The sequence below is a fragment of the Levilactobacillus wangkuiensis genome (assembly GCF_016861605.1).
Taxonomy (GTDB): Bacteria; Bacillota; Bacilli; order Lactobacillales; family Lactobacillaceae; genus Levilactobacillus; species Levilactobacillus wangkuiensis.
The window spans coordinates 69,551-93,866 of sequence record NZ_BOLM01000007.1 but is presented as its reverse complement, the minus strand read 5'-3'; the positions used below and the strand labels follow the sequence as shown (position 1 = coordinate 93,866).

Here is a 24,316-nt window from a genome sequence, read left to right as displayed (position 1 = left end):
ACAGGATAGTTTCGTGGTTGGCACAATCGTCGCAACTATGGTTCTATGATACTTGGGTGAGGGGGACTATCCACCTGAGAACACAAAAAAGCCGCTCTTCACGGGAGCGGCTTTCGGAAGTATTAAAGTTTTGAACCCTTATTTAGTAAAATCAACGACCATCCGGCCAACGATTTGGTTGTTCTTCATTTCGTCGATGATGTCGTTAACTTCGTCCAGACGACGGGTCTTCACGATAGGGTGAACCTTGCCTTCTGCACCGAACTGGAACGTTTCGGCTAAGTCTTGACGAGTCCCAACTAAGGAACCACGAACAGAGATACCGTCCAACACCGTCTTGGCGATGTTCAATTCCATGTCGCCTTGTGGTAAGGCAACGGCAACCAACTTGCCATCTGGCTTCAAAGCGTTAACGGACTGGGTGAAGGCGTCCTTGTTAACGGCCGTAACTTGGGCGTTATCTACACCGCCGACCTTAGCTTGGATTTGTTCAGCAACATCACCGTCATGCCGGTTGATCAGCACTTCGGCACCGTTAGCCTTAGCAGCAGCCAACTTGTCAGGGTTACCATCAACGGCGACCACGTGGGCACCGAAGACGTTGTGGGCGTATTGGATAGCCAGGTTACCTAAACCACCGGCACCAACAACTTCAACCCATTGGCCAGGCTTCGTTTCGCCGACCTTCAAAGCCTTGTACATGGTTACACCGGCACAAGTCAATGAAGTAGCTTCAACGGGGTCCAAGCCTTCTGGGACCTTAACGGCGTAGTTGGCATCAACGATACATTCTTCAGCCATGGCACCATCAACGGTGAACCCGGAGTTCTTAACATTACGGCAAAGCGTTTCGCGGCCGGTCAAGCAGTATTCACAGTGGCCACAACCCTTGAAGAACCAAGCAACGGAAACGCGGTCGCCAATCTTCAAGTTTTCAACGTCGTCAGCAACTTGGATAACTTTCCCAACACCTTCGTGCCCAATGATCCGGCCAGGTTGCTTGCCGAAGTCACCGGCAGCTACGTGTAAGTCGGTGTGGCAAAGACCACAATATTCCATCTTAACTAAGGCTTCTCCATGGGTGATAGGACGAAGCGTAACATCTTTAATATCAACGTAACCGTCTACTGAATCGCGAATAACTGCTGCTTTCATGAAAACAACTCCTCTTTCTTTTTATCTACAAGAGCTAGTATACTGCAAAAGTGGTGAGTTGCAAGTGAAAATCTGCACAAAAATTATTAAGATTTAACCAAGTCGGCAATTAATTGGCGTTAAATCAAGCCAACAATAGAAGAATACAGTAATCAATAATGTGAAGCAAACTACTTAACCGTTTTCAAAAGCAAACTTAACTATCGAATGCAACCGGTTGTTGTTTGCAAGTGAAGGATTTTTTCCCGGTTTAGAAAGTAAAGAAATAACTAAATGTGAGAAGCCGCGTGCTTTTGCATACAATTATGAGAAAATATGATAAAATTAAATGTTGAAATGATTATCGGACGGCCGCTGGTAGTATGGGTTTGATTGCAGCGGTTGCCGTGAAATAGCCAGAGGAGTTAGAGCGCAATGAGTCGAATTTTAATTATTGAAGATGAAAAAAATCTTGCCCGCTTTGTTGAATTGGAATTAAAGCATGAAGGTTACGAAACCAACGTGCAATTCAATGGTCGGACTGGATTAGAAGCTGCACTGTCACAGGACTTCGATGTCATTTTGCTGGACCTCATGCTGCCTGAATTGAACGGGATCGAAGTTGCCCGCCGGGTACGCGAAGTGAAGAGCACGCCAATCATCATGATGACGGCGCGTGATTCCGTGATCGACCGAGTTTCCGGGTTAGACCATGGGGCCGACGACTACATCGTGAAGCCATTTGCCATTGAAGAATTACTCGCACGGGTGCGGGCGCTGTTACGGCGGATTCACCTGGAAGGCGAGCAGAAGAACACCAAGCAAACGACCGTTAAGTTCAAAGACCTAACGATTGAAAAGGAAAACCGCATCGTGCGTCGTGGCGATGAGGTGATCAACCTGACCAAGCGGGAATACGAATTGTTGTTAGCCTTAATGGAAAACATCAACGTCGTTTTGGCCCGGGATGTCCTGTTAACCAAGGTTTGGGGTTACGAGTCCGAAGTCGAAACCAACGTGGTGGACGTTTACGTGCGTTACCTGCGGAATAAAATTGATGTCGCCGGCCAGAAGAGTTACATCCAGACGGTCCGGGGGACAGGGTACGTGATGCGTTCGTGAAATCGCCAGAACTAACGGAGACGACTACCGATCAAGCCGATGCCCAACCGAAGAAGCCGGGTTTTCGTTTCTCCCTGAAGTGGGAGTGGGCGTTAACCACGGCTTTTGGGGTACTGGTCATCTTTGCGGTGATTGTTCTCCTAATCTTTAATAGTTTTATGACGGTTCTGATGCGCCAGGAAAAGACCCACGTGTCAGATACGTTGAACGTTGTGGTTGAGAAGTTGAATAACCAGAAACAGCCGTTGACGGGTAACCAGGTCAACCAGTTGTTGCGGCCACGGACCGTGATGTCTGAGGCCAAGAAGCCGGCTGGTGCCTATAACAATGCGGTAATCACGAGTCTTGCCCGCGATAGCCAAACGGTGACGGTCTATGATTATCAGGGCCAGCCACTGTTTGCCACGCGGAACAGTCCGATTAAATTTGCGAAGAGCAATAAGGAACGGATTGCGACACGGGTCATCAGCGGTCATAAGAATTTGGTTGGCTCGGCACCAATCCGTGCAAAGCAGGGCAACAAGATTCTGGGGTACGTGCAGGTCACCGATAATTTACGGGACTATCGCGCCACCCAGGTCAAGTTGCTACAGGTCGAAGTGGTGCTGGGGATGATGGCGGTCTTAGCCGCTGCCGTTCTGAGCTACAGCCTAGCGACCTTCCTGTTGCGACCGGTCGAAGAAATTCGGGAGACCATTCATGCCATGCGTGAGGATCCCCAGACCGATCGGCGGGTCCCAGAGATGCACCACCAAGATGAGCTGAGTGACTTGGGCAATTTGTTTAACGACATGCTCGACACCACCCAGCGCTACATGGATCAGCAACAGCAGTTCGTGGAAGATGTTTCCCATGAATTGCGGACACCCGTGGCCATCATTCAGGGTCATATGGAGATGTTGGACCGGTGGGGCAAGGATGATCCGGAGGTCTTGAACGAGTCCATCAAGGCGTCCCTGCAGGAAACGAAACGGATGAAGAGCCTGGTCCAAGAAATGTTGGATCTGCAACGGGCCGAACAGATTGAGGTCAATTACCCCAATGAAGTCTCGGACGTCAGTGAAGTTGTTGAACAAGTTTTCGACAACTTTAAAATGATCCATCCGGATTACGTGTTTATTTTGGATAACGATGTGCATCGGCCAGTGCAAGCGCAAATCTATCGGAATCATTTGGAACAGATCCTGATCATTCTGATGGACAATGCCGTGAAGTACTCGCAGAAGCGCAAGGAAGTTCATATGAGCTACGAGAGTGACACTAGGAACCTCGAGGTGGCCGTCCAAGACTTTGGTGAGGGAATCTCCCAGGAGAACCGTGACCGCGTCTTTAACCGCTTCTATCGTGTCGACAAGGCCCGTTCGCGGACTAAGGGGGGCAATGGATTAGGTTTAGCCATTGCCAAGCGCCTGATTGAGGCGTACCACGGGAAGATTACCATTGAGAGTGCCTTGGGCCAGGGTTCGGTCTTCCGGGTCTCCCTGCCAATCTTATCGGACGAGGATGCACAAATCCTGACCGACAAGAAGGAACGGGTTCAGGCAGCCAACGATGAGATTCCGGGGATCAAGTCAGCGCTATTGGTTGACGATAGTCAGGCCGATAAGTCAGACACACCGGATTCATCAGATGAAAAATAAGGCTTATTAAAAGGACACCTTCAGTTGAGAATGCTGAGGGTGTCCTTTTTGCTGAATACAATTAGCTGGAAACATCAAAATTGTGATTGACAGGTCTCGCGGGTTCAGTTATGCTATGGTAACTAGTTAGTTACTTGAGTAATTAACCAATATAGGGGGATTTTAAAATGAAATTTATCAGTAAGCTTTTTGTGTTCGTTGCCAGCATTATCGTGCTCTTAGGTGTGGGGGCCTTTCTGTTGCCAAACTTGACCAAGAATAAGCATTCCGAACTGGCCATGGCGGCGGACAATGTGAATCCGTTGGTTAAGATTGAAGACGTGTACGCTTCAACCAACGCTAAGCCCATTCGGCACTTTATCGGTGGGGGTGGTGAGGACGAGTACACTTACCACTTGGTAACTTACAATGCCCAGGGGCAGTCACGGACATTAGCTTTTGATTCTCAGTGGAAGTTGAAGCCCAACAAATTTTTGAAGATCAGTACCAAGGGACAAAACGTGGAATCTTGGGGCAAAGTTGACCGGGCAACGGTGCCTAGCGGTATTCGGCAGGAACTGATGATGAGTTAAATGGAGATGCTTAAATAACCCTTTTTGTTACTAGCAAGTGAGAATAAAAGCATTCGTAGATTGGCAGTTGCTTGATGGAATTGTCGCTGATTAATTAAAAAACAGAATGAAGTTATGCTTATAAATGCTATTTTTAAGCTTTTTGAGTATAACAAGCAAATTGGCATTAAGAAGGGCCGGCAATTAATACAATTTTATAAAAGCTAGGAAGAAAGTCCTCATTTTGTGTGAGAATTTTCTTCCTAGCTTTTATTTATCAAATCAGCCTATTTGTAGTAATAAACAACTTTGGGAGTCGATTGACCGTATGATGGCAAAAGATACCGTAGGGCCTTTTTACTGTGATGCTTGACGGGTTTTAAGAGCCATGATTGGTCGGAACCGTTAAGTCCGATATTCCAATAACCTTTATGCATTGCACTCTTTCCAATGTAGAACTGTCGCTGGCCGTTAATGATTTTTTTCGTACTTAGCTTAACTGTAGATAATCGTCTTGACTCATTATATACGCGCTCACGCAAGGTATGTTTAGTAATTTTGAGCTTGAATTTTTGGTTGCCGATTTTACGATGCCAGTTACCGCGCAACTTTTTGGGCGTTGCTTTGTAAGTCTTGGCTTGTGCATTAACGGCAGGCACGGTCACACCACCAATAGCTAGTCCAGCTGCAACAGCTACGGTTGAAACGAGTAATTTTGATTTCATAAGATATATAAGTCTCCTCTGGAATTGTGGTTTTATGCTAGCTGACAAAGTTAATTGTAGATTTTGCTAGAAATAAAGTAAATAGGGAGCCACATTACCTCAGTCAATATAGGTGATCAATGCGGGACATTTAGGCTATGTGTAACTTGGTGTTTTATGCAGAATGAATGTATCGGGATGCAACAAAAAGATGCTAGAAATCATTTTGTGATTTCTAGCATCTTTATTTAATTACTGGCGGTTTAAAATCTATTTTTGATGATGTTGTTGCTTACCAGCATTACGATTCCGGTTCTTTTGGCTGGCTTTTTTAGCCGTTGCTTGTTTAGCAGCCGGGGTCACAGGTTTTGCGACGACCGGTTCAACAACGGGGGCTGGCCGATCCTTCATTTTGGCTTGGATTTCTTTACGAATCCGTGGCCGGTAGAAGTTGATGATCAGCGTTTGCAGGCAGGCGAACAACCCACCGACGAAGAAGTACAGGCCTAATCCGGCTGGGGAACTCATCGTGAAGAATAAAATCATGACGGGTGACAGCAGCAGGGTGAAGCGCATCTGCTTCTTCTGTTCTTCCGGCATCCCCAGCAAGGACAGGTACCCTTGCAACAGGTAGGAAAGGAAGGACAGCAAGGCTAAGATCCAGCTAGCCTTCCCCAAGGGAATGTTCAAGAAGACAGCACTCTGTAATTCTGGTGAATACCGAATGGCCGCGTACAGGGCAGCGAAGACGGGCATTTGAATCAACAGTGGCAAACACCCGATTCCACCGGTCATACTGATCCCATTGTTCCGGTAGAGGGCCATCATAGCTTGACTGGCAGCCTGTTGTTCTTCTGGCGTTTTGGCAGCCTTTTGTTGCTTTTGCAAGGCGGTCATTTGTGGCCGAATCATGGAGATCTTTTCCTGTTGAACCGTGGCGCCGCGCATTTGCTTCACCATGACTGGTAACAGAACCATTCGCACAATCACGGTCAGAATAATAATCGCCCAACCGTAGCTACCGCCGAAGAAGTTGGCTAACCAATTCATGACGTGTTGCCCAGGAATGGCTAGGTAATCGTAAACGAGGCCGTATGGCTTCCCGTTTTTCGTCTGCACACACCCACTAAGCACTAGTGCCATCGCAGCTAGAGCGGTGGTGACAGAGACTTTCTTGGAGATTTTCATTTTATGTTTTGAACCCCTTTTAAATAAACATGTAGAGCGCGGACGCCCCCAGCGGCAAAATGCCGTTAACATCAAACATCTTACTTGATTTAGCGGGCATTTTCAAATAATAATCCGAAACGCCGTAAAATGTTTGGGCGCGCGGTCGGTAATCTTGAGCTGACTGACTCGAATCCAGGGAGAGAGGTTGGTGCGCAATTGCTGGGCAAAGTCCGCTAGCACATCGGCGTCCGCACTCGCCACGATGGCCACTTGGCCGTTGGGGAGGTTCTGCACGGTCCCGGTCACGCCGAGGTGCTGGGCAAGTTTGCTGGCCGAGTAGCGAAAGCCCACGCCCTGGACGCGACCGCTAACTAAGAGTTCTTGGGTAATCATCGAAAGCCTCCTTTAATTTTTGGGTTAATCATACCGCGTGTGGTCGGACCTGCCCAGTGGTATGGTAAAATTAGGAAAAAGAACGCATACCGGACGTGGGTCCGCTGGCTCATCACAAATAGTGAGTGGTCAGGTGGATTAGCGGTAAACATGTGATCAAAGAATAGGAGTAATCAAGTTGACTGAAAAAATTACGTCGGGACAGAACAAAAAGGTCAAGCAGTGGCGGGCCTTAAACACCAAAAAGGGTCGTAAAGCCACGCAATCTTACCTATTAGAAAGTTGGCATTTGGTTCAGGAAGCCATCAAGGCCAAACATGAACTGACTGCCATCATGGGGACGGCCGACCAATTGGCCGAGCATGCGGCAGAACTACCAGCCAACGTGGCCACCTATGAACTGACCGACAGCATCGCCCAAACGATTGGGGACACGGGCACGCCGCAGGGAATTTTCGCGACGGTGCCGCTCCCCAAGGATACGGTGGGCGACCCCAGCACGGCTGAGGGCGTTTGGTTATTCCTGGATTACGTTCAGGATCCGGGGAACATTGGGACGATGGTCCGCACGGCAGACGCTGCCGGCCTGACCGGGGTGGTCTTTGGGAAAGGGACCGCCAGTCGGTTCTTACCTAAGGTGCTCCGGTCCATGCAGGGAAGTCAATTCCACATTCAATTGGTCGAAGCCGACCTGCACGACTGGATCAGCACCTTTACCGGCCGGCACCTGCCCGTCTACGGGACCAACCTGGACCGGGATGCCAAGAGCTACCGGGACGTGCCACAGCTGACTGCTGGGGCCATTGTCATGGGTAACGAGGGGAACGGCATGGCGCCCGACCTTCAGCAAATGACGACGCGGAACCTGTACATTCCGATTAAGGGGCAGGCAGAATCGTTGAACGTGGCGGTGGCGGCCGGCGTCGTCATGTTCCGCCTGGTCCAATAAGGGGTTGAACTTTGTCGTTGTCATCGCCTCCGGGCTGGTGAAAAATGGGCCTGGTACGCGTTATGGTTCGTTTCCGACGGCGGATTCAAAGTGCCCGGCTATGGGGTCGGTTCCAGCCTGAGAGGCGGGCTTCCACCTCAACTTTGAGCCAAAAAGCGGTCTCAAAGGTTGTCCCGTGGGCTAGGCTGAGAAAGTACCTCAGCCAAGGCCACCGACACAGCCGGTCACTTTGATCCGCCTCTGGTCACTGACACTGACCTTGCTGGTCCAGTTTTTACCAGCCCTGCGGCTGACACGCGTTCAACCTGTGATTGTTGGTGGACGTGTCAGTAGGATTTTCTAGCGAATGAGTTGTAGTGCCAGTCACGTTTCCCGTACCAGTGTTCGTCTCTGGGCACTTTTACGTCTGGCTGAGCTTTTCCCAGCTACATGATACTGGCTCCTCGTTTTCTATACACTATTGTCGTGCCTGAGTAATGCATATTAAATTGAATGGTAGTGCCTTATTTTGACCCGCTTAAACATTTTAAAATGATACATCTAAATCAATTGATAACACCGAACACCATCGCCAGAACTGTAAAAATGGCGTGGCCAATGTGAGTGACCAGAGGCAGATCAAGATGACCTGCTGTGTTGGTGGTCTTAACTGAGTGGTTTTCCCAGTTTAGAGCACGGGACGCCCTTTGAGACCGCCTCTCAGGCTCAAAGGCGAGGTGGAAGCCCGCCCTTCGGCTGGAACCGTTCCCCACAGCTGGGCGTCTTGAATCTGCCGCCGGGAACGGAATTTCAGCACCCAATTTTACAGGCCTGACACAAGGGGATAAAGGTAAAGAAAGGCTTAACCCGGGCGAAATCCAAGCAAGATGGTTGCAATTTGGTGAAAAGTAAGTAAGATATAGGGTTAAGAAGACTGAAAATCATAATTTTAAATGAAAAGGAAGCATTCTATGACCAAACTGACTTGGCGTGATGACCCCGAGTACCTGGCTTTAGTTTCTGATCTGTTGGCAAAGGAGCCGGTTCAACGCCTGGCGAATTACACGCAACACCATCACTCTGACCGCTTGTCCCACTGTATTTCAGTGTCGTATAACAGTTACCTGATTGCAAAGAAACTTGGCTTAAACACCCGGGCCACCGCACGGGGTGGTTTGTTACATGATTTATTTTATTATGATTGGCGCACGACGAAGTTCAATTTAGGGTCGCACGCGTTTATCCATCCACGAGTTGCTTTGCGGAACGCTGAAAAATTAACGGACCTGAGCCCCATGGAAAAGGATATTATCTTGAAGCACATGTGGGGCGCAACGCTCGCTATGCCAAAATACCGGGAAAGTGCGATTGTTTCCCTAGTAGATGATTACGAAGCGGTTTACGAATTCTGTGGACCAGCCCGTAAGCGAGTGGAAGCCTTAATGAACAAAGTAACGCCTAACGCCTAGCTTCAGGAAACATGGATGGGAGGCAGGATAAGGATGCAAATGATGTCATCAAAGGCCCAAGACGAACCAACGGTAGACTTTGAGCTTTGCCCGCGATTTGAACAGACCTTTTCTTTTTTAGGCAAGAAGTGGAACGGATTAATTATTGATGTCCTCCTTCAAGAGGGACCGCAACGCTTCCGTGACTTAGCCCGCAACATTCCCCGTTGTAGTGATCGGGTTCTGGTTGAACGTTTGAAGGAATTAGAGTATAACGGCGTCATTGTTCGTCGCACATTCCCCGACAATGCGTTAATCGAATATGAATTGACGGACAAGGGCGAAGAGTTCAAAGACATTATGGCCGCGGTCCACGCGTGGTCTGACAAGTGGTATTGTCCAACGGAAGCCGACCAGAAGTAGTTGACAGTTGCGACAAAATCCGCTAGGCTAAGATAGCGTAATAATTAAAAACGATGATAGAAAAGCAGTAGCCGGTGCAATTTGTCAGGAAGAGTTTGCCTAGATTGGAAGCAAACTTCAAATTACTGGGTGAATTCAGTTCTTGAGTTGTAATCGGGATTCGTGGCGACACGATGAATGATTTTCCGGCGAATGACCGTTATCACTTCTGAGTGTGGCTAAGAGTCTAAACTTTTAGCTGAATCAGGGTGGTACCGCGAAGCTTCGTCCCTAGTTATGGGGGCGGGGCTTTTTTGTTTGCCCAAGAATTGTGGCGCTTTGACCAAAGAAAATGGAGGATGACGTATGTCGTTAAAGGATAAATTAAACGAACTGCACGAACGCGGTCTCGCGGAAATTAAAAAGTCTGGCGATCTGAAAGACGTGAACCAGGTCCGGGTATCGTTACTGGGTAAAAAAGGCCCCATCACCGAGGTTTTACGGGGGATGCGCGACTTAGATGCCGAAGAACGGCCTAAGGTTGGGGCATTTGCCAATGAAATCCGCGATGACTTGACGGCGGCTTTAGCCAAGCGGCGTGAAGAACTGGAAAACGCGGTTTTGAATGCCAAATTGGCGAACGAAGCCATCGACGTGACCTTACCAGGGACACCGGTTGCCAAGGGTGAACCCCACGTGATCCAACAAATCATCGACCAAATCGAAGACCTCTTCTTGGGCATGGGTTACCAAGTCCTGAGCGGTCCCGAAGTCGAAGAAGACAAGTACAACTTTGAAATGATGAACTTGCCAAAGAATCACCCAGCCCGTGACATGCAAGACACCTTCTACATCACGAAGGAAATCTTGATGCGGACGCAGACCTCCCCGATGCAAGCCCGGACGCTGGAAACGCATGACTTCAGCAAGGGCCCGTTGAAGATGATCTCCCCAGGGGTGGTCTACCGGCGCGATACCGATGACCCCACTCACTCCCACCAATTCCATCAGGTGGAAGGCTTGGTGATCGACAAACACATTACCATGGCTGACTTAAAGGGGACGTTACAAGTTCTGGCCCACGAATTATTTGGTGACAAATTTGATGTGCGGTTACGACCAAGCTACTTCCCATTCACGGAACCTTCCGTTGAAGCCGACATTACCTGTTTCAACTGTGGCGGTAAGGGCTGCAAGGTCTGCAAGAATACGGGCTGGATCGAAGTCTTAGGTGCCGGTATGGTGCACCCGAACGTCTTGAAGATGGCTGGCGTTGACGCCGATGTTTACGGTGGGTTTGCCTTTGGGGTCGGTCCTGACCGGTTCGCCATGTTGAAGTACGGGGTGGATGACATCCGGAACTTCTACCTAAATGATGTTCGCTTCCTCAACCAATTCACGAAGAAAGGATAACCGCCAACCATGAAGATTTCATACAACTGGATTAAAGAATACCTGGATTTAAACGTTAAGCCCGCTGACTTGGCGGAAAAAATTGAACGGACGTCCGTTGAAGTGGACGACGTTGTTAAGCCTAGCGACGGTTTGAAGAAGATCGTTGTCGGCCACGTCCTGAGCATTGAAGCTCACCCGGACTCCGATCACTTACACATTTGCCAAGTGGACGTCGGTGAAGACGCCCCCTTACAAATCGTGTGTGGCGCACCCAACATTGCCGAAGGGCAGATGGTCATCGTGGCCCTGCCTGGTTCACGCATTGCCAACAACGTTAAGATCAAGAAGTCTAAGATGCGCGGCGTTCCTTCTGCCGGGATGATCTGCTCCTTACAAGAAATTGGTTTCTCCGAAGCCGTTGTGCCTAAGGAATACGCGGATGGCATTTACGTGCTGCCGGCCGATGCCAAGCCTGGCGACGACGTTTACGATTACCTGGGGATGAACGACAGTCTGATTGACTTGGACGTGACGCCTAACCGGGGGGACATGTTGAGTCTGTACGGGACGTTACATGACCTGTCAGCCATCTACGACCTGCCCGTTAAGTTCGACCAACCAGCCGTTAAAGAAGCTGGTGAACCGATTGCGGATCAATTAAGCATTCACGTGGACGAGTCCTTGGCTCCCCAATACAAGATGCGGTTGGTCAAGCAGGTTAAATTAGCCCCAAGTCCCATGTGGCTGCAAATTCGCCTCTGGAACGCCGGCTACCGGCCAATCAACAACGTGGTGGACATCACCAACTACATCATGTTGAAATATGGTCAACCCTTACATGCCTTCGACTACGATAAATTTGCGGGTGAAGACGTTTACGTCCGGAACGCTAAGGCCGGCGAAAAGCTGACGACCTTGGACGAGGGCGAACACGACTTAGACGTCAACGACATTGTGATTGCTGACGACAAAGCCCCAATCGCCTTAGCCGGTGTCATGGGTGGCCTGGACACGGCCATCGCTGACGGCACCACCACGGTTGCCATCGAAGCCGCTGTGTTTGAACACGACCACATCCGAAAGGCTGCGCAACGGCATAACTTACACACGGATGCTTCCCAACGGTTCGAACGTGGTGTGAACCGGACTGGTTTGCAGGATGCCTTAGACGCCGCTGCTCAGATGATGGACGAATTAGCCGGTGGGACTGTCCAAACCGGGACGGTCGTTGCTGCTGACAACGTTCCCGCACCAGCCGTGATCGACATTACCATGAGCCGCGTGAACGCTGTGTTGGGAACCGACTTGGATCAAGCCAAGGTTACCCACATTTTGGAAACGTTGGGTTGTGACGTGACTGCCGACGGTGAAAAGCTGACGGTCACGGTACCCGTTCGTCGCAACGATATTCACATCCCAGCCGACTTGCTGGAAGAAATCGCGCGGATTTACGGCTACGATGAATTGCCAGCCACGTTGCCAACCGGTCGCATGACCATGGGCGAACTGACAACGTCGCAGAAATTGATGCGGGCAACCCGGCACTCCTTAGAGGGCTTAGGGTTGAACCAAGCTATTTCGTACGCGTTGACGACGGAAGACAAGGCCAAGATGTTCCTGATGCAACCAAGCGAGGTCACCAAGTTGGCTTGGCCAATGAGCGTGGATCATGCCGTGTTGCGGATGAACGTCATCACGGGTCTGTTAGACGATATCGCCTACAACAGCGCCCGGAAGGTGAAGGATGTCGCCTTGTACGAACAAGGACGGGTCTTCTACCGTGAGGACGGGACGGATCGTCCTAGCGAACAGGAACACATCGCCGGTGCCATCACCGGGACGCTGTTGCCAACCGCTTGGGATGCCCCTGCCCAACCCGTTGACTTCTACCAAGTTAAGGGAATCGTCGCAGCCTACCTCAAGGATATGGCTGTGAACGGCGACGTAACTTACGTGGCCAACACGGATATGCCAGAAATGCACCCAGGCCGGACGGCGGACATTTTAGTTCACGGTCACCGGATCGGGTTCATGGGGCAGATTCACCCAACGATTGCCAAGAAGTTCAAGATCGGGGCCACTTACGTCTTTGAATTGAACCTGCAGGCCATCATTGACATGCCTAAGCAGGAAAACCAATACGACGTGATTTCGCGTTACCCAGCCATCACGCGTGACGTGGCTATGCTGGTCGACAACGACGTGACCAACGACCAAATCGTTGAATTGATCGAAAAGCGGGGCGGGGCGTTCTTACAATCCGTCAAGCTGTTTGACGTTTACGATGGCGTTAAGGTGCCAAAGGGCAAGAAGTCCCTGGCTTACACGTTGACGTTCCAAGACAAGCATGAAACCTTAGTCGATGATGTTGTGACTCAGGCCTTTGAAAAGGTTGAGAAGCGGCTGCAAGACGACTTAGGCGCTGAAATTCGTTAATGATTTAATGAAACGCGTTAGCTTTCCTCCGGGACGGCTAGCGCGTTTTTTTGCGCGGTCAAACGTGGTATTGCGCCTCCGGGCTGGTGAAAACTGGGCCTGGTCGCGTCCGTTCCCGGCGGCGCGCTCAAGGCGCCCTGCTGTGGGGCCGGTTCAGCCTGAGAATCGGGCTTCCACCTCAACTTTGAGCCAAAGAGCGGTCTCAAAGGTTGTCCCATGGGCTAGGCTGGGAAAATACCCCAGCCAAGGTCATCGACACAGCCGGTCACCTTGGCGCGCCTCTGGTCACTTCCACGACCGGCCCAGTTTTCCCAGCCCTGCGGCTGACACTAGTTTGGGCCGTCAGCAAAAAAAAACTTGCAAAACCGAACTCGGCTTCACAAGGCTATTCCTAATTTAGATATACTGAACGACAGAACACTTAAACTAAGCAGGATCATAGGCTAATTCAGCCTTATAGAATATTTTCCCACTCTTCTTCTCTTGTACGCCGACAACGTAAGTGTCGAAGCCACCCATGTCTGAGCTAACTTGTACCAAAACTGAATAATAGGCTGCTATATGCTTGCCTGAATATCCTGTACTGTCCTTTTTTGTCATTTTGCTTGGAAAGGCAAGTACAGCCGCAAACGGGTGCAAATTTTCCAGTATGCACAATCGTACAGCATTCTTAGGCGTAAATGGCACGAAAAGAAGAAGCGAAAGTGCTAAAGCCGTGGATAAAACTATTAGAAATCGTTTCATTTTTTTACGCATCAATGTATGTTTCACCGCCCGGCACGTTTTATTAAACAGTTAATTGTACACCTAATTAAAGGCCTTCAGCAACATTGATAATTTTGTTAAGCTAAGCGGACACCTGGACTTAATTTGGCTAGGAAAATATTCCTAGTCTGGGGTGAGGTATTGCTATTGGTTTAGACGGACTTAGGTCGTTTGACAGGTTTTTCGCTTTTAGATTCGGAAACTTGCAGCCTCGGAAACTTGCTACGCGAGCCAGACTCCTGCGCTTAACCCGGCTAAGAAAATATCCCAAGTTCGGGGATAACGTCGTTGATTTAGACTGACTTAGGTCGTTTGACAGGTTTTTCGCTTTTAGATTCGGAAACTTACAGCCTCGGAAACGTGCTACGCGAGCCAGGTCCCTGCGCTTAACCCCGACTAAGCAATGACCCAAGCCCGGGGTCATTACTTAGTCGGCGTTAATGCTCAGGACCTAATCGGCTCGCTCCGCACTCTTTGTTACATTTCTTCAAAATCTGCTTTTCAGGTTTCCGCTGGGCCGGAATTTCTGTATAATAGAGAAGACTATGGCATAGAACGGAGGAAATAAGTTGGATAATGGCACAAATCCTACCCCGTCGCGACAAGAATCGGGGAAGAAACGGTCGTTTGGCCGGCGCATCATGATCGGTGTGGCAAGTCTGCTAGTGCTTTTGGCAGTCGTCATTGGGTTCTTTGGATATCATTACTTCCAGACGGCGTTGAAACCCATGGACACTAGCAATAACAATGTGGTTCAGGTTCACGTGCCGATGGGGGCAACGTCCAATAAGATTGGGCAGATTCTGCAGGACAAAAAAGTGGTTAAAAGCGGTATGGTCTTTAACTATTACGTGAAATCGAATAAATTTACGAATTTCCAGGCTGGGTATTATCAGTTGAAACCGTCCATGACCCTGAAGCAAATTGCGACGCAGTTACAGAAGGGTGGTTCGGCGGAACCGATTCAGAGTACGTCTGGGAAGGTGCTAGTTCGTGAAGGCGAAACGGTCGACCAGATTGCGGCTGAGATTCCGATTCAGACGGATTTCACCAAGAAAGAATTCATGAGCCTGATGGAGAGCCCAGCGTTCTTTAACGAATTAGCGGCGAAATATCCGCAACTTCTGAGCTCCGCCAAGTCGGCCAAAAAGGTGCGGTACCGGTTAGAGGGCTATTTAGCTCCCGCAACCTATCAAGCCGGCAAGAAGATGACCCTGAAACAATTGGTAACCGAAATGGTTGCGAAGACGGATCAGAACCTGCAAGGCAGTTACGCTACCATCAAGAAGGAAAAACGGACGGTGCAAGAAACCCTGACGTTGGCCTCCTTGGTTGAACGCGAAGGGGTCACGCAGTCCGACCGGGATAAGATTGCCGGGGTCTTCCTCAACCGTATCAAGGCGGGGATGGCCTTACAATCTGACATTTCCGTGCAATATGCCTTGAAGACCACGAAGTCGACGCTGACTTACAAGGACCTCAAGGTGAAGTCACCGTATAACCTGTACATCCACACGGGTTACGGGCCAGGGCCATTTGCAAACCCTAGCACGTCATCGATCAAAGCAGTCTTACACCCGAAGGACCAGAAGAAGGGGTACTACTACTTCATCGCGAATACCAAGACGGGAAAGGTTTACTTCTCCCAGACTTATGCACAGCATCAAGAAAAGACAAGTTCACTAGCAAGCGATAATAAATAAAAGGATGGCGACAGTGTTGGCAAACAAGAAACGACCGATTATTATTGGGGTTACCGGGGGTTCCGGTAGTGGCAAAACGACCGTAAGTCGGGCAATTTTCAATCAATTGATTGGGCATTCAATCATGATTTTGCAACAAGATTCGTACTACAACAATCAAGATGACATGACGATGGAAGAACGGGCTGCCGTAAACTACGACCACCCCTTAGCCTTCGACACCGACCTTTTGATTTCACAATTGAAGCAATTGTTGAACTACGAACCCATTGAAAAGCCTGTTTACGACTACACGTTGTCCACGCGGAGCAAGGAAACGATTCACCAGGAACCACGGGACGTTATCATCTTGGAAGGGATTTTAATCCTCGATGACGAACGGCTGCGGGACCTGATGGACATCAAGGTCTTCGTTGACACGGACGATGACATTCGGATCATTCGCCGGATTCAACGGGATATGAACGAACGGGGCCGGTCACTGGAATCAGTTATCCAACAATACTTGGCAACGGTTAAGCCAACTTACCATCAATTCGTTGAACCAACCAAGCGTTACGCCGACCTGATTGTGCCTGAAGGTGGCGAAAACCAAGTCGCTATCGACCTGTTAGTCACGAAGATTCGGGCAATCCTCGAAGCTAGTGGCAATGACCAAGTTTTTGACAATCCAGATACAACCATATAGAATAGGACAGGTTAGCTGATAAAAACGGCTAACCTTTTCTATCAATCAAAATAAACTTCAACTTGTGGGTGAACCGCAAGACTAAAATTTGCTAAAAGGGGTGGCCAGTGTGGCACAAGATAAAATGTATCCAATGACTGAGGAAGGTAAGGAAAAGCTCCAAGCCGAACTCGAAGACTTAAAGATGGTTCAACGGCCAAAGGTGATTGACCGGATTAAAATTGCGCGTTCTTACGGGGACCTTTCAGAAAACTCTGAATACGAGTCAGCCAAGGACGAACAAAGTATGTTAGAAACGCGGATCAGCACCGTTGAACGCATGCTGCAATATGCCCAAATCATCGACAACGATGGTAGCGACAAGGATGAAATCACCGTGGGTAAGAAGGTTACCTTCAAGGAATTGCCCGATGAAGAACCCGAAGAATACACCATCGTGGGTGCCGCTGAAGCCGACCCCATGTCTGGGAAAATCTCCAACGACTCACCAATTGCTAAGGGTCTGTTAGGTCACCGGAATGGGGAAGAAGTTACCTTTGATACCCCAGGTGGCGACATGACCGTTCAGATTTTAGCAGTCGAATAAGAAAAAACTTTTCGCGGCTTTTTTCAAATAGCCCTGAAACTTAGAAGGTGCCTCGACCACGGTCGGGACGCCTTTTTGCTTACTTTTAAGCAGTTAGATTGAAGACCACAATTTAATTGTGTATAATGCAGTTAGTGAAACGATACTTGCCAAGGACCCGCTTGGCGTGGTATAAATGGTATGAAAACGGATTCACAGTCTGTCAAAGAGGAGTCTATCAAAATGAAAATTAATGTGACTGATGCAGCAAGCAAATGGTTCCGTGAAGACATGGGAATGACTGGTCGTGGCGTTCGTTTCTTTGGTAAAGTTTACGGTAAGACGCCGGTTCACGATGGCTTTTCACTCGGCATGACCCCGGATGATCATCCCCGCCACCCAATTGTTGCAGAAAAGAAGGACGATGTGACCTATTACATCACCGAGGGGGACCAATGGTTCTTCGTCGGTTATGATTTGACCATCGATTACGATGCCAAGACAGATGGCCCCGTATACATCTACGACGACAATGGTGAACTTGATAAGTAAGTCGCTAACAAATTCGTTTGACCAACTTAAGGTCAGACGAATTTTTTCGTTTGTGGGTAAATTGTGAGAGCCGGTAAGCAGACAGAAAAATACCCCCGATTAAGTCGCTAGGACTTGAACGGGGGTATTGGTATATGGAAATCAATTTCTGCTTGTAGATGGTTAGCAGCAATCCGGACTACTGGTAAATGATGGAGAGCAGGCGTAACTCCGCCAGATAAAAAACGTCCCTAACTCAGTCACTAGGACTAAATCAGGGACGCTTAAGTAGGTCGATTGAATTGGTGCGGTTACTCGCTGCGACTAGTCAGAGGTGCTTCACCGAATCAACATAGAGCTTATTAATCGAGCAGTCCGTTGGGGCTAAACTAGTGTGAGCCGCAGGACTGGTGAAAATGGGCTCAGCCGTGGGAGTTGCCTTAGCGGTTTACCGCTTAGACAACTGCTATCTTTGAGACGTGGTCTTCGGCTCAAAGTAAGTCTGAAGACCGCTTCTCAGGCTTCAGACGTGCGCCCACAGCGTCACGGCCCAATTTTCACCGGTCCGGAGGCGTAGTTTATCCGCGACGACGGTGGGTGAGGTACCAGCCGCCCGTCAACCCCAGCAACGTCACCAGACTAACCAGAATCCCGGCATTTAACAACGGTGGCCAGTAGGACAGTGTCACGGTACTCTGGCCCTTAGGCAGCTTAACTGCAGTGAACATGCCGACTGTCTTGTACGTCTTGACGCGCTTGCCATTGACGGTGGCGTGCCAACCCGTGGAGTACGGCACGGAGGTGTTCAGAACCTGACCGGCCGTCTTGGTCGTGATGGTCCCACGGAAGTAGCGACTGCTGTGTTTCGTCAGGTGCCAGGATTGTGTCTTCAGCTGTGCGACGGCGCGTTGGAACTTCGCCGTATTCAGTTGATACAGCGTGAAGTTATCCAGCCACAACGAGCCCTTTTTCAGTTGAATCGTTAACGTTTGTTTCTTACCCTTGGCATGGTCGGCGGCACTGACCATAATCGTATTCCGGTAAATCTTGTACTGATCCAGCGTTTTGCCATTCAGGATGAACGTTGCATTATCCGAGTTGACCGTTGAGCCAAAGGTCAGGTAGTAGGCGTCATTGGTGGTTGGGGTAAACGTCAGCGTAATCTTAGCGGGCTTCAACAGGTTTTTCCGTTGTAACACGGCACCAGTGATTTTTGACTGTTGGGCGATGTTTTGGAACGTCACTTGGTCAAAGTTCTCGGCCGTGTACAGGTGCTGGTCCGTGGTTTTGCCAGTCAACGCGGCCAGCCAATTGGACTGGTACTGGGCCGGGTCAGCCGTCTTGTTCTTCAACGTTAAAATCTGTTGACTAGCGGCATAGCCCAGCGGCAGGGCATACTGGTTGCGGTAGGTCGTGGCCCATTGGTCCTGACCCACGGCTTGGTAATCGGCCAGGTCGGCCTTGTTGGTGGATGCCGGTAACATGCTGGTCCCACTCAAAGCGCCGGACAATTGTTTTTGCTGGAAGTAGTATTTCATATTCAACAGGGAATCGGTGACCAGCGTTCCGTTGCTGTATTCGACGAAGCCGTCGCCATCCGGACTCCCAATGTTGCCGTAGAAGGTCGGCGTGGCTTTCGGCAGGACGGACGAGAAGACGCCCCCGCCGGCGTAACCCGTTTGAAAGGCATCGCCCTTGGTTCGCAGGAAGGTCTTGCCAATGCGGTAGACGCCCTGATCCTTCTTCTGCACGCGGTTGACCAATCGTTGGAGCTCGTTGGTGTAGTTGCCGTATTCGCCTTGAGAGACGTAGCTAATGTTGTTTAACGACATGAAGGCGTTGGCCGAGACCTCGGTTATCCCGATGACGAAAAAGGCCAGCGGGTAAATCCAGTGGTGCTTGACGGGCAGCGTCGTCAGGCCTAGGGCCAGGACGGCAAAGAACAGGCCGAGGAGCACTTGATTCATTTGTAAGAACTTAAAGGACTTGAGGTTCAAGGCCACGTAGGCGGTGCCGACCACGATGATCAGCGTGGCGATGGCAATGGCTAACCAGCCGGGTTCGAAATCGTCCGTCAGCGTTTGCGCGGCTAACCAGATCAACCAGAAGCTCACGACAAACGAGAAGCGGTACGGATACCAAACGGGGAACTGGCCCGCGTGCCACAACAGGTCGAGGGGCTGCACACAAAGGGACAGCGCCAAGAAGAGGGTGATGATGCCGGCGGTGAGGCGGCTGCGCAGCTTGATGTGTTTGTCCGCGAAGAAGAAAATGCTTCCGAGCAAGGCCAACGCACCGATGAAGAGGTTGGCAGTCCCGTCTGGCATTTGGTCAAAGTTGAAGGCGCCCATGAAGAATTTGGCAATCATCTTCGGTGGAAAGAATTCAAACTTCCACTTGAAGGTCGTGACCGTGTACTGGGCCTTGCTTTGCGACAGGGACCACCAGGTTGGCAGTAGGACGAATGCCGCCAACAGGCCACTCGCGGCGGAGGTCAGCGCAAACTTAACGGTTTGACCCCAGAAATGCCGCCAGTTGGTAAATTGATCAACGGCAAACCAAACGAATGCCAAAATCAAGAAGAGACAGATCATGTACGCCATGTAGTAATTCACGACCAGCATAATCGTTAGCCAGACCACGTAGGTGCGCCACTTGCCGGTGTGCATCAATAGATACAGGCCGTAGAAAATCAGCGGCAACAGGTACGCCGCGTCTAACCACATGATGTTGAGTTGGTTGGCAATCGACCAGCCCATCAAGGCGTAGGCGGTGGCCAACGTCACCAGTTTAAAACCGGATTGGTTGGTCGTCTTGAGCAGTAACCAGCCGAAGGTCAGGCCGGCCAGCCCATATTTGATCACGGTCAGGAGGAAGACGCCGGTCGTGAGCGAGGCACCGGGACACAGCAGTAATAGCCAGTTCAGCGGACTGAGCAGGTAGTACGACCAGGTCCCCAGCATTTCGCCACCTAAGCCATTGGCAAAGGAGTAGAAAATACTGCTGGGATTGTGCAACAGGGCTCGCCGTAGATAGGCAAAGAAGTCGATGTACTGCTGACCCAGGTCGACCGTTAAGAGGCTACTCGAGCCAAATGGGGCCATCTGACGGTAGATAAAATAGGCCGTCATTAATAAAAAGGGCGTTAAGAACGCACCCAAAAGTGTGGATTGACGTTGTGTAAGCGTCCAACGTCGTTTTTTTTCTTGCAAGGAAGCCACCTCAATCTTTCAATAATTTAAAAGCAGTTGTTAATGTTGCGGCGTGAATCGGTGGATTCAGCCTAAGGGCGAAGCTGGCGTGACGGTCAGGCTAACGGGTGGGTTAGGTGACGCGACCACGTGTGGTCAAAGATTGACCAGTTCTTATCATACTATACTGGGCCAGCTGTGCGGCCGGATTGTCATATTTTTAAAGATATTTCAGAACTCAACTAAAATACTGGTTATGGGTTAAACGGTTGTTACTTTTGCCTCCGGGATGGTGAAAATGGGATTGGAACGCGGTGCCGTTCGTTCCCGACGGTGGGCCCAAGCCGCCCTGCTGTGGGGTCGGTTCCAGCCAGAAGGCGGGCTTTCACCTCAACTTTGAGCCAAAAATCGGTCTCAAAGGTTGCCCCATGCTCTAAGTAGAGAAAATTACCCAACTAAGACCATCGACACAGCCGGGCATCTTGACCCACCTCTGGTCACTGACACGCGCGTTCTATTTTCACCAGCCCGGGGGCCGGCACATGTTTAGTCCACAGACGTTAAATACTGAATCTTATGTATTAACAGGCTATCAAGAAACTAAAAGGGATTGAGACGGAGTTAGCCATTCAAATAAAATTTGATCCTATCGAAATAGTGAGCCTTGAAGAATTAAGTGGCAGGTGTCGTAGATGCGGCTAAGGACACGGGTGTGATAGATTAAACGCGTGTTGGCCATAGTAAGAAGGAAAATGAGACTACCTGTAGGAGCTGCTACAAATTCTATTTAAGCTAATTCGATTACGTAATAGATTTATAGAGAGACTGCACACACCCAGAGACACAGGCAGACATAAATAAAATATGGCAGTCCCCATCGAATAGAATATTTAAGGAAAATGTGAGTGACCAGAGGCGGGCCAAAATGCTCGGCTGTGTCGATGGACTTGGCTGGGGTACTTTCCCAGCCTAGACCATGAGACGACCTTGGAGACTGGTGGTTTTCCAGGCTTCAAGGCGAGGCGGAAGACCGCTCCTCAGGCTGGAGCCGTTCTCCACAGCAGAGTGTTTTGAGCCCGCCGCCGGGAACGGCCAGCCCAAACACAATTGTCACTTAAATATTTTGAAAGGAGAAAAACCGCCATAATTTATTTATTTTTGGTAAAATGGGGAGCAGGTCACTTTTGGGAGAATCACAGTATGCTAGAATACCAATTGGGCGTCAGCCATCCCGGCCTCTAGAATAGCATAGTTTGTTTAAATTTCTGAAGTGGGATAGTGACTGGCCACGAAGTTTGGTAGAATAGTAGCTGTACAATAAGGAGCAGAGCTGTTGTGAAGAATTTTTATAATCGCGTTAGCAACCGAAATCAGCGGTCGAGTGACGGTCCCGTGAAGTCCGAGATCCCGTTTCGGTTGAACTTTCTTTTCATCATTGTTGCCCTGTTATTTGCGGCGCTGATTGGTCAGTTAGCGTATTTGCAAGTAATGTATGGGTCGCAATTTAAGGCGGAGGTCAATTCGACCGATACCACGATTGAAACCACCAACGTGCAACGGGGGATGGTTTACGATTCCAACGGTAAGGTATTAGTGGGGAACAAAGCCCACCAAGCCATTTCCTACACCAAAGGGGTCAACGTTCTGTCCACCAGTATGTACGACATTGCCAATAAGTTAGGCCGGTACTTAACGGTCTCCACCAGTTCTTTGACGCCACGGCAGTCGATTGACTACTACCTGACCGATACCAATCGGTTGAAGGCGGTTGAGAAGAAGTTGTCCGGCACCAAGGGCATGTCTACGACGCAAATGTACAACAAGGCCCTGAGTTATTTGGAAAACGATTCTTCGTTCAAATTGACCAAAACGCAGAAAAATGCGGCGGCCATTTTTGCTAAGATGAGTGGGGCCTACGCGTTGTCGACCACCTATATCAAGGATTCCGGCGTTTCCAGCAAGGAAATTGCGGAAATCGGTGAACATTTATCCGAAATGCCTGGGGTGCAGGTCGGGACGAGTTGGTCACGGAACTATCCAAACGGGTCGTCGATCAAGTCGATCATTGGGACGGTTTCATCCGAAAAGACCGGGTTGCCTAGCGACAAGGTCAACGAACTGTTGGCTCAAGGCTACTCACGGAACGATAGCGTGGGGCAATCCTACCTGGAACAGGAGTACGAATCTGTTCTGCGGGGGACCAAGGCCGAAAAGCAGGTCGAAGTGGCCGGTAATAATACCGTGACCAAGGAAGTTAAGAAGTATGGTGGCTCCAAGGGGGATAACCTCCAATTGACCATCAACTCTAGCTTCCAGAAGAAACTGCAGACACTGGTTCACTCGGCCGAATCAGGCGCCGGGGGTGTCTCGACCGGGACCTACGCCATCGTGATGAACCCGAATACTGGGGGCATCATTGGGATGGCTGGGGTTGATCGTAATCCATCAACGGGTAAGATTACGACGAACGCCTTAGGTGCCATGAACAGTGACATCGTTATGGGGTCTGTCGTCAAGGGTGCCATGGTTTCTGGGGCGTTAATGGATGGCGTGATCACGCCGTACAACAACACCTTGACCGATAAGCCGATCACCGTTGGTGGGGTCAAGAAGGCTTCCTGGTTTAACGCCAATGGTGGTGCCGACATGGCTGTCAATGCCTCAACGGCGCTGGAAGTTTCTTCCAACTCCTATATGATGCAATTAGCCATGAAGGAAGCCAAGTTTAATTACGTTTCCGGCGCGGCTTTGACCATGGGAACCAGCATTTTCGCCAAGGAACGGGGCTACTTCAATCAATTTGGGTTGGGTGTCTCGACCGGAATCGACCTCCCAGGCGAAAGTACCGGGTTACGCGGTTCCAGCAGTAAGGCCCACATTGGGAACGCGTTGGACTTGTCCTTCGGGAACTACGATGCTTACACGGTCTTACAGGTTGCCCAGTACATGTCCACGATTGCCAACGGGGGAACCCGGATTGCGCCACACGTGGTGGGGTCCATTCGGGGAACCAAGTCCGATGGGTCACTGGGGGCTGTGAAGAACTCCGTGACGCCAAAGGTCTTGAACCGTATCGACATGACGGCAGCCCAGAAGAAATTAGTCACTGAAGGTCTGTACGACGTGGTTCACGGGAGCAACACGTACAAGACTGGGGACGAATTATCTTCGATCTCGCCAGAAATCTCCGCCAAGACTGGGACGGCCCAAACGTATTACAAGGGTAGCGAAACGGTGACGCTGAGTCTGGCTTCTTACGCACCATCGACGCATCCACAAGTGGTCGTTGCCTTGGCAATGCCTAACTTAGGGGTCAATGCCGAAGATAACAACATGAAGTTGGCCAAGCAAATCTACTCAGCTTACTGGAAGACGGTCCAATCGACCTCAACCATTAAGTAGTGAGTGGGTCAGCAACAAAAAAATGAAAAAATCGTGTTCCGGGCGAAAATCCCGCGGTGTCGGCGATTTTACAGCTGTTAAGTATTTTTGCTTAACATATTTAGGATTATCACTGGTAATTGCTGCCGATTAATGGTAATATATTACG

General features: G+C 49.9%; 19 protein-coding genes. 13 read left to right on the top strand and 6 right to left on the bottom strand.

Annotated elements, in window-relative coordinates; genetic code table 11:
* Positions 1-138: 138 nt before the first annotated feature.
* Positions 139-1,155 (bottom strand): alcohol dehydrogenase AdhP, encoded by a 1,017-nt coding sequence (adhP, locus tag JUF13_RS07020; protein ID WP_203638775.1) that lies wholly within the window; start codon positions 1,153-1,155, stop codon positions 139-141.
* A 414-nt stretch (positions 1,156-1,569) separates the two neighbouring features.
* On the opposite strand from adhP, the gene JUF13_RS07015 reads away from it, so the two are divergent.
* The 3 genes from JUF13_RS07015 to JUF13_RS07005 all read left to right on the top strand — a co-directional run bounded on the left by JUF13_RS07015 (position 1,570) and on the right by JUF13_RS07005 (position 4,468).
* Complete coding sequence (locus JUF13_RS07015) at positions 1,570-2,256, top strand: response regulator transcription factor (protein ID WP_020090053.1); 687 nt, start codon at positions 1,570-1,572, stop codon at positions 2,254-2,256.
* Positions 2,253-3,896, top strand: coding sequence for a HAMP domain-containing sensor histidine kinase (locus JUF13_RS07010; RefSeq protein WP_203638774.1), 1,644 nt, complete (start codon positions 2,253-2,255; stop codon positions 3,894-3,896). The genes JUF13_RS07015 and JUF13_RS07010 overlap by 4 nt, the downstream gene beginning before the upstream one ends.
* 167 nt (positions 3,897-4,063) lie before the next feature.
* Positions 4,064-4,468: a YxeA family protein gene (locus JUF13_RS07005; protein ID WP_203638773.1), complete on the top strand. Its 405-nt coding sequence runs from the start codon at positions 4,064-4,066 to the stop codon at positions 4,466-4,468.
* 266 nt (positions 4,469-4,734) lie between these two features.
* Here JUF13_RS07005 and JUF13_RS07000 read toward each other — a convergent pair whose 3' ends face one another.
* From JUF13_RS07000 to JUF13_RS06990, 3 genes are all read right to left on the bottom strand, one after another.
* Positions 4,735-5,172 carry a hypothetical protein gene (locus JUF13_RS07000; protein WP_203638772.1) on the bottom strand — a complete coding sequence of 146 codons (438 nt, stop codon included), beginning with the start codon at positions 5,170-5,172 and terminating at the stop codon, positions 4,735-4,737.
* A gap of 249 nt (positions 5,173-5,421) precedes the next feature.
* Positions 5,422-6,339, bottom strand: a complete 918-nt coding sequence (gene yidC / locus JUF13_RS06995; protein ID WP_203638771.1) for a membrane protein insertase YidC — start codon at positions 6,337-6,339, stop codon at positions 5,422-5,424.
* Between the two features lie 102 nt (positions 6,340-6,441).
* Positions 6,442-6,714: an acylphosphatase gene (locus JUF13_RS06990; RefSeq protein WP_203638770.1), complete on the bottom strand. Its 273-nt coding sequence runs from the start codon at positions 6,712-6,714 to the stop codon at positions 6,442-6,444.
* Between the two features lie 178 nt (positions 6,715-6,892).
* Between JUF13_RS06990 and JUF13_RS06985 the strand changes: the two genes are divergently transcribed.
* The 5 genes from JUF13_RS06985 (at position 6,893) to pheT (ending at position 13,323) form a co-directional block, all read left to right on the top strand.
* Positions 6,893-7,663 carry a TrmH family RNA methyltransferase gene (locus JUF13_RS06985; protein ID WP_203638769.1) on the top strand — a complete coding sequence of 257 codons (771 nt, stop codon included), beginning with the start codon at positions 6,893-6,895 and terminating at the stop codon, positions 7,661-7,663.
* Between the two features lie 950 nt (positions 7,664-8,613).
* Positions 8,614-9,111 carry an HD domain-containing protein gene (locus tag JUF13_RS06980; protein WP_125765984.1) on the top strand — a complete coding sequence of 166 codons (498 nt, stop codon included), beginning with the start codon at positions 8,614-8,616 and terminating at the stop codon, positions 9,109-9,111.
* Between the two features lie 33 nt (positions 9,112-9,144).
* On the top strand, positions 9,145-9,513 hold the full coding sequence (locus JUF13_RS06975; RefSeq protein ID WP_125765983.1) for a winged helix-turn-helix transcriptional regulator: 369 nt from the start codon (positions 9,145-9,147) through the stop codon (positions 9,511-9,513).
* Positions 9,514-9,858: 345 nt separating this feature from the next.
* On the top strand, positions 9,859-10,905 hold the full coding sequence (gene pheS, locus JUF13_RS06970; RefSeq protein WP_203638767.1) for a phenylalanine--tRNA ligase subunit alpha: 1,047 nt from the start codon (positions 9,859-9,861) through the stop codon (positions 10,903-10,905).
* Positions 10,906-10,914: 9 nt separating this feature from the next.
* A complete protein-coding gene (pheT, locus tag JUF13_RS06965; RefSeq protein WP_203638765.1) occupies positions 10,915-13,323 on the top strand; it encodes a phenylalanine--tRNA ligase subunit beta in 2,409 nt (802 codons plus the stop codon).
* Between the two features lie 426 nt (positions 13,324-13,749).
* Here the strand turns inward: pheT and JUF13_RS06960 are convergent, their stop codons facing one another.
* A complete protein-coding gene (locus JUF13_RS06960) occupies positions 13,750-14,079 on the bottom strand; it encodes a hypothetical protein (protein ID WP_203638763.1) in 330 nt (109 codons plus the stop codon).
* A 578-nt stretch (positions 14,080-14,657) separates the two neighbouring features.
* Here JUF13_RS06960 and mltG point away from each other — a divergent pair.
* The 4 genes from mltG to JUF13_RS06940 all read left to right on the top strand — a co-directional run bounded on the left by mltG (position 14,658) and on the right by JUF13_RS06940 (position 17,596).
* Positions 14,658-15,791, top strand: coding sequence for an endolytic transglycosylase MltG (mltG, locus tag JUF13_RS06955; protein WP_225893629.1), 1,134 nt, complete (start codon positions 14,658-14,660; stop codon positions 15,789-15,791).
* 4 nt (positions 15,792-15,795) lie between these two features.
* On the top strand, positions 15,796-16,479 hold the full coding sequence (gene udk, locus JUF13_RS06950; RefSeq protein ID WP_373300822.1) for a uridine kinase: 684 nt from the start codon (positions 15,796-15,798) through the stop codon (positions 16,477-16,479).
* Positions 16,480-16,588: 109 nt separating this feature from the next.
* Positions 16,589-17,065: a transcription elongation factor GreA gene (gene greA / locus JUF13_RS06945; RefSeq protein WP_203638762.1), complete on the top strand. Its 477-nt coding sequence runs from the start codon at positions 16,589-16,591 to the stop codon at positions 17,063-17,065.
* Positions 17,066-17,287: 222 nt separating this feature from the next.
* Complete coding sequence (locus JUF13_RS06940) at positions 17,288-17,596, top strand: HesB/YadR/YfhF family protein (RefSeq protein WP_125765977.1); 309 nt, start codon at positions 17,288-17,290, stop codon at positions 17,594-17,596.
* A gap of 557 nt (positions 17,597-18,153) precedes the next feature.
* Here JUF13_RS06940 and JUF13_RS06935 read toward each other — a convergent pair.
* On the bottom strand, positions 18,154-20,787 hold the full coding sequence (locus tag JUF13_RS06935) for a YfhO family protein (RefSeq protein WP_203638761.1): 2,634 nt from the start codon (positions 20,785-20,787) through the stop codon (positions 18,154-18,156).
* 1,314 nt (positions 20,788-22,101) lie between these two features.
* Here JUF13_RS06935 and JUF13_RS06930 point away from each other — a divergent pair.
* On the top strand, positions 22,102-24,168 hold the full coding sequence (locus tag JUF13_RS06930) for a peptidoglycan D,D-transpeptidase FtsI family protein (protein ID WP_203638760.1): 2,067 nt from the start codon (positions 22,102-22,104) through the stop codon (positions 24,166-24,168).
* Positions 24,169-24,316 lie beyond the last annotated feature (148 nt).